Here is a 5,943-nt window from a genome sequence, read left to right as displayed (position 1 = left end):
CTCTCCCCATGCGCCCCCCCCGCCCGCCCGCCCCCACACGCCGACAGCGTGGGTGTCTTCCCTGGTGGCAGTCAACCCGGCCATACCACTCACGACTCCTTGGTCCTGGGCCAAGGCTTGCGTGACTCGATCTGCGCCGCGATGCCCAGCAGGCGGGCTTCCCCGCCGGGCGCGGCCACGAGCTGCACCCCCAGCGGCAGGCCGGACGTGTGACGTCCCGCCGGGATCGACATCGCCGGGTAGCCCGCCAGGTTCCACAGTCCCGCGAACGGCGCGACGCGCATCGCCGGGATCGCGTTGGCGAGCCAGCTTTGCTCGTGCCAGCGGCGGGCGCGCGGCGGAAGCGTCGCCAAGACCGGGGTCACCAGGATGTCGTGTGACGCGAAGAACTCCTCCGCGCGGGTGAGCCAGTTGAACTTGGTCTCTTCGCGAATGCGGCCCGCGCGGACCATCGCGCGACCGAGGCGCAGGTGGGTGCGCGTGCGCCGCTGCAGCTTGGCCGGATCGAAGTCGTGGGACTGCAGGTGCGGACCAGCGAACCAGCGCGCGAGGATGCCGCCGACAGCCGCGACGCCATAGCGAGGCGTCGCGTGCTCGACGGTGTGACCAGCGGCGGAGAGCAGCTTGCCGATCTCGTCGACCGGGGCCGTCAGCTGACGCGGGACCGGCGCGCGGGTCAGCGGAACCCGCGTCGACAAAGCGATCCGGAGATCGCGGGGTGGCTTGACCTCCGCCAGCGACGGGTCGTCCGCGAGCACCGACAGCAGCAGCGCCGCGTCGGCGACGGTCGTGGCGAGCGGGCCGTGCGTCGACATGCCGAACCAGCCGGCGTCGCCGGGCGTGGAGATCACGCCGTAGCCGGGTTTGACGCCGACGAGGCCGCACATCGCCGCGGGCAGCCGGATCGAGCCGAGTCCGTCGCTGCCGTGCGCGATCGGTACCAGGCCCGCCGCCACGGCGGCCGCGCTCCCGCCGGACGAGCCGCCCGGCGTGCGCGAGGGATCCCATGGATTGCGGGCGACGCCGTCGGCGGTGTCGCTGAACGGCCAGACGCACAGTTCGGGCACACGCGCGATGCCGACGATCACCGCGCCCGCGCGGCGCAGGCGGCGGACGATCACGTCATCGGCTGCCGCGGGCTCGCGGCCACCCGCAGCCGAGCCCCATTCGACGTATTCGCCGCCTATTTCGGAAACGTCCTTCACCGCGACCGGCACCCCGGCCAGCGGCAAATCGGCCAAATCGTCCCGCTGAGCGAGCAATGCGGCCTCCGCCAGCGCCTCCTCGGCACGCACTTTGCGGAACGCGCCGACCAGCCCGTCCGCCGCCGCTATCCGCGCCAGTGTCTCCTTGGTGACTCCGACCGGGTCGATTTCCTTCGCACGCACCGCTTGCGCGAGCTCCACTGCCGTCAACGCCATGATCGCAGCTAACTACGAAACGGCCTCGCGGGGAAGGCTCGTCACCCTTGCCGTGAATTGTCCGGGAAATCCGTTTCCACAAAGGATCATCGGTGCGGTATTGACGCACAGCGAGGCGCGAACCTAACGTTTCTTCGTTAGTAAACTTTCCTAACCGTCGGAGGCTGATATGCGCAGATTCCGGGTCGTCGCCATGGCGATCGCGGTTGCCGGCAGCTGTCTCGTACTGCCAGCGGCATCCGCGACCGCGGCGACGACCACCTACCAGGCCGAGAACGCCACCATCACCAGCGGCGTGGTCGAGGCCAACCACGCAGGCTTCACCGGCACCGGATTCGTCAACTACGACAACGTGACCGGCTCGGCGGTCCAGTGGTCGATCACCGTCGCCGCAGGCAGCACCTCGCTCGTGTTCAGGTACGCGAACGGCACCACGGCCAACCGGCCGATGACGATCGCCATCGACGGCACCACCGCCGCGACCCCGTCCTTCGCGGGCACCGGCGCCTGGACCAACTGGACCACCGCGTCCGTCACCGCCACCTTGACCGCGGGCACGCACACCGTGCGCGCCACCGCCACCACGGCCAACGGCGGCCCGAACGTCGACGAGCTCACCGTCACCGACGCCGGCGATCCCGGCCCGCCGGGAACGGGCGCGCCGACCGCGGCCGAACTGCTCGCGAAGGTCACCTCCTGCAGCCAGATCTCCAACGGCCTGTACAAAACGGACAGTGAGACCGCCAGGACGATCCCGGTGTGCGGGAAGAACGGCGCCGTGTTCTACAAGGCCGACATGGACATCGACTGCGACGGCCAGCGCACCTCGCAGTGCAACGAGAACACCGACTGCTGCTTCCAGCCGGACACCGCGTTCCACCAGTCCGACGGCAAGCCGCTCAACGCGGCGACGCTGCCGTACGTGGTCGTGCCCAGCTCCAGCAGCACCTGGGACTACACGAAGTTCGGCATCCAGGGCGGCGGTGTCGTCGCGGTGATCTACAACAACCAAGTGCTCTACGCCGTGGTCGGCGACACCGGGCCGAGTTCGATCATCGGCGAGGCCTCGTACGCCACGGCCAAGGCGCTGGGCATCAACCCCGACCCCAGCAACGGCGGCACCGACTCCGGCGTCACCTACATCTACTTCAAGAACTCCAAGATCTCCCCCATCGAAGACCACACCAAGGCGACCACGACCGGCGAACAGCTGGCCCGCACCTTCATCAACAACAACTGAGGTCGTGAGTGGTATGGCCGGTTCTAACCGGTCATACCACTCACGACCCCGGCGTTCGGGCAAGATCGAAGCATGACGCTCACCGGCGCGATCGCGCTTCCCGACGGAACGCTGGTCCGCGGCAGGGGACGGCGCGAGACGTTTCCCACCGGCCCGCTCCCCGACTACGGCCTCTACTTGGGCCGCGACCCCGATCTGCCGCGACGGTTCAGGCGGCGTCCGGCGTGGCGCCCGGACTGGCCTGCCGACTGGATCGACTGGCCCGATTTCCGCGTCCCGCGTGACGACGCGGCGGCGACCTCCGCCATCAAGCACGCTTACGAACTCGCGCGCTCCGGTCGGCACATCGAAGTGGCCTGCGAAGGCGGCACGGGACGGACCGGGACCGTGATCGCGTGCATGGCGATCCTCGCCGGGCATCCCGCCGATGACGCGCTCGCGTGGACGCGGGAGCACTACCGCCCGCGCGCGGTCGAGACACCGGGGCAGCGCCGCTGGATCGCCGGGTTCGCGACCCGGCTCGATGACGGCGGGTGATCGAGCCGGGCCACACATCCGATGTTTAGTCGCCCTATTGGTGTCTCGTCAACAACGAATACCTGATCAGTGCATTCGTAAACCTGTACTCGGTCAGCAAACATCTGATATATGACGTGCCGGTCGCCGGGACGTCGACGTTTTGGCGGTGCCGCGCCCGCGTTCGCCGACCTAGATTCGAGCGGTGGAATTTGACGTCTTCACCGAGATCCAGGACCCCGGACCGAGACAGGCCGCGCAGGAGCACGCCCGCTTCACGCAGGCCATCGAACAGGCGAAGCTGGCCGATGAACTCGGCTATGGCTGCTGGTGGCAGGTCGAGCACCACGGCGCGGACGAGTTCAGCCTGTCGTCGGCGCCCGAGCTGCTGCTCGCCGCCATCTCCCAGCAGACGAACCGGATCAGGCTCGGCCATTCGGCCGTGCTCGCACCGGCCAAGTTCAATCATCCGATCCGTATCGCCGAGCGCGCGGCCACGCTCGACCACCTGAGCAACGGGCGACTCGAGATGGGACTGACCCGCTCGACCATCCCGGAGTGGCGGCTGTTCGGCATCGACCCTGCCGACGCGCGCACGCAGACACAGCAGGCGTTCGAGATGGTGCCGCGCATGTGGACCGACGAGCTTTTCTCCTACCAGAGCGAGTTCTTCGACATCCGCGACGTGCCGGTGCGCCCCAAGCCCGTCCAATCGCCACACCCGCCGCTGTGGCAGGCCGCCGCCAGCCCGCCCGCTTTCGAGGAAGCGGGCAGGCGCGGCGTGGGCGTGCTCGGGACCACGCTGTGGGAGCCGCTGGAACGGGTTCGCCGCCTGATCGGTCTCTACCGTGACGCGTCCGCCGCGTGCCGGAACCCGGTCGGCGCCTTCCAGAACGACCAGGTCGCCTTCTTCACGTTCGTGCACTGCGCCGACACCGACGAAGAAGCGATGCGCCACGGCGCGGCGACGGCGGCGGCCTGGTACACGGTGAAGGCGTTGACCTTCTTCGACGCCAAGACCATGTTCCTGGAGGCGATGGCGCGCGGCGAGGAGGCGATGAAGGACCCGGCGAACCTCACCGGTCAGTTCGTCCGCGACGACCTCACCGCGGCGCCGACCGAGGCGCAGCTCGTCATCGGCAGGCTGCTGGAGGGCGAGGAGGTGCCGGACGAGGAGATCTTCGAGGCGCTGAACCAGCAGGACTCGCTGATCGTCGGCAGCCAGGACACCTGCCGGAAGAAGCTGCGCGCGTACGCGGATCTCGGTGTCGATCGGCTGATGTGCTTCCACCAGGTCGGCGCGCTGCCGCATGATCAGGTCATGAAGAGCATGCGCCTGATCGGCGAGCTGATCCCGGAGTTCGCGTCATGACCGGCATCGCGCTGGTGCGCCGCCCCAGCACCCGGCTCGCCGAGGGGCTGGTCACGCACATCGATCGCGTGCCGGTCGACTTCGGCCTGGCGATCAAGCAGCATGACGCCTACCGCGCCACGCTGGCCGCGTCCGGCTGGGACGTCCGCGACGTCGACGCCGCCGAGGAGCATCCCGACTCGGTCTTCATCGAAGACGCCCTCGTCGTGTGCGAGGACCTGGCGATCCTGCCCCGGTCGGGTGCGCCGGAGCGGCGCGGCGAGCGAGCGGGCGCCGAACGCGCGGCGCGGGACCTCGGCCTGCGGATCGCGTTCATCGACGGACCCGGCACCCTCGACGGCGGCGACGTGCTCCAGGTCGGCGCCGCGATCTACGTCGGGCGCGGCGGCCGCACCAACGCGGACGCCATCCGGCAGCTGCGCGCGCTCGTGACGCCGCTCGGCCGGACGGTGGTCCCGGTCGCGCTGCGCGGCGTGCTGCATTTGAAGTCGGCCGTCACGGCGTTGCCGGACGGCACTTTCGTCGCATTGCCCGAGCATCTCGAACCCGGCGTTTTCCCCGCGTTCCGGCCGGTGACGGAAGAAGGCGGTTGCCATGTCGTGCTGCTCGGCGGTGACGCTGTGCTGATCAGCGCGAGCGCGCCGCGCACGGCCGATTATCTGACCGATCTCGGATTCGAAGTGCACACGGTCGAAATCAGCGAATTCGAGAAACTCGAAGGCTGCGTGACCTGTCTCAGCGTCCTCGTGTAAGAAATGCCCGGGTGGCGCCACCCGGGCATTTCATTTACAGGAAACGGAACGACTCGGCACGGTCACCGGCGCCCTGGACGTTCAGGTTCAGCTGCGACCGGTCCCAGCGGCCGATGCCGACACTGCATCCTGGGTTGTCGTAGAGGATCAGCTCGCGGCCACCACTGATCACGAACGAGGACGTCCGGTTCCGGAAGTGGGCGGGAATGTCGACGCACTGGTTCGCGGCGCCGGAGATGCCCAGCTGCCCCTGATCGGGGTTCCAGTCGATATTGTCGTACAGCCCGGCACTGCCTTGAATGGACACGTCCGCGCTCGCCGGAGCGAAACCGCCGAAAACACTCGCCATCGAGACGGCGACGCCGAGCATCGCCGCTTTCTTCATCGCTTTCATCGTCGAATCTCCTGTCAGCAGACAACAGTTCGCAGAGACTTGGCCAATTCCACGTGACAATGAACGTAACGAGAAGCGCACACGATAAGCAAGAAACTTTACAAAGTCTCCTGCCTTTTCAAGCATGCTTGAAACACTGACGTGGCGGGGGGGGGGGCCCCCCCCCCCCCCCCCCCCCCCCCCCCCCCCACCCCCCCCCCCCCCCCCCCGGGGGGGCCGGCGTGGCGGGGTCTAATACACAACAACCA

Annotated in this window: 6 protein-coding genes; 4 read left to right on the top strand and 2 right to left on the bottom strand. The window is 68.5% G+C overall.

All coding sequences use genetic code 11. From position 1 onward, the window contains the following. Window positions 1-89: 89 nt before the first annotated feature. The gene (locus ACFV15_RS44845) at window positions 90-1,421 is read right to left on the bottom strand and encodes an amidase family protein (RefSeq protein ID WP_378359175.1); all 1,332 of its coding nucleotides are present in this window, start codon (window positions 1,419-1,421) and stop codon (window positions 90-92) included. Between the two features lie 169 nt (window positions 1,422-1,590). On the opposite strand from ACFV15_RS44845, the gene ACFV15_RS44840 reads away from it, so the two are divergent. From ACFV15_RS44840 to ddaH, 4 genes are all read left to right on the top strand, one after another. Continuing rightward, window positions 1,591-2,661, top strand: coding sequence for a glycoside hydrolase family 75 protein (locus tag ACFV15_RS44840; protein WP_378359173.1), 1,071 nt, complete (start codon window positions 1,591-1,593; stop codon window positions 2,659-2,661). 72 nt (window positions 2,662-2,733) lie between these two features. Then, complete coding sequence (locus tag ACFV15_RS44835; protein WP_378359172.1) at window positions 2,734-3,198, top strand: protein-tyrosine phosphatase family protein; 465 nt, start codon at window positions 2,734-2,736, stop codon at window positions 3,196-3,198. A gap of 184 nt (window positions 3,199-3,382) precedes the next feature. Beyond that, window positions 3,383-4,549 carry an LLM class flavin-dependent oxidoreductase gene (locus ACFV15_RS44830; RefSeq protein ID WP_378359170.1) on the top strand — a complete coding sequence of 389 codons (1,167 nt, stop codon included), beginning with the start codon at window positions 3,383-3,385 and terminating at the stop codon, window positions 4,547-4,549. Then, a complete protein-coding gene (gene ddaH, locus ACFV15_RS44825; RefSeq protein ID WP_378359168.1) occupies window positions 4,546-5,301 on the top strand; it encodes a dimethylargininase in 756 nt (251 codons plus the stop codon). Before ACFV15_RS44830 ends, ddaH begins: the two co-directional genes overlap by 4 nt. Window positions 5,302-5,335: 34 nt before the next feature. Here ddaH and ACFV15_RS44820 read toward each other — a convergent pair whose 3' ends face one another. Continuing rightward, window positions 5,336-5,695, bottom strand: a complete 360-nt coding sequence (locus ACFV15_RS44820) for a hypothetical protein (RefSeq protein ID WP_378359166.1) — start codon at window positions 5,693-5,695, stop codon at window positions 5,336-5,338. Window positions 5,696-5,943 lie beyond the last annotated feature (248 nt).

Origin of the sequence: Amycolatopsis sp. NPDC059657 (assembly GCF_042734395.1) — a bacterium.
Taxonomy (GTDB): Bacteria; Actinomycetota; Actinomycetes; order Mycobacteriales; family Pseudonocardiaceae; genus Amycolatopsis.
Note: the sequence above shows the minus strand (reverse complement) of the source record. Positions and strands in the feature narration are given on the sequence as shown.

Coding starts and splice junctions, on each gene's coding strand:
- ACFV15_RS44845 (WP_378359175.1), bottom strand. CDS start 1,421: ATGGCGTTGACGGCAGTGGAGCTCGCGCAAGCGGTGCGTGCGAAGGAA.
- ACFV15_RS44840 (WP_378359173.1), top strand. CDS start 1,591: ATGCGCAGATTCCGGGTCGTCGCCATGGCGATCGCGGTTGCCGGCAGC.
- ACFV15_RS44835 (WP_378359172.1), top strand. CDS start 2,734: ATGACGCTCACCGGCGCGATCGCGCTTCCCGACGGAACGCTGGTCCGC.
- ddaH (WP_378359168.1), top strand. CDS start 4,546: ATGACCGGCATCGCGCTGGTGCGCCGCCCCAGCACCCGGCTCGCCGAG.
- ACFV15_RS44820 (WP_378359166.1), bottom strand. CDS start 5,695: ATGAAAGCGATGAAGAAAGCGGCGATGCTCGGCGTCGCCGTCTCGATG.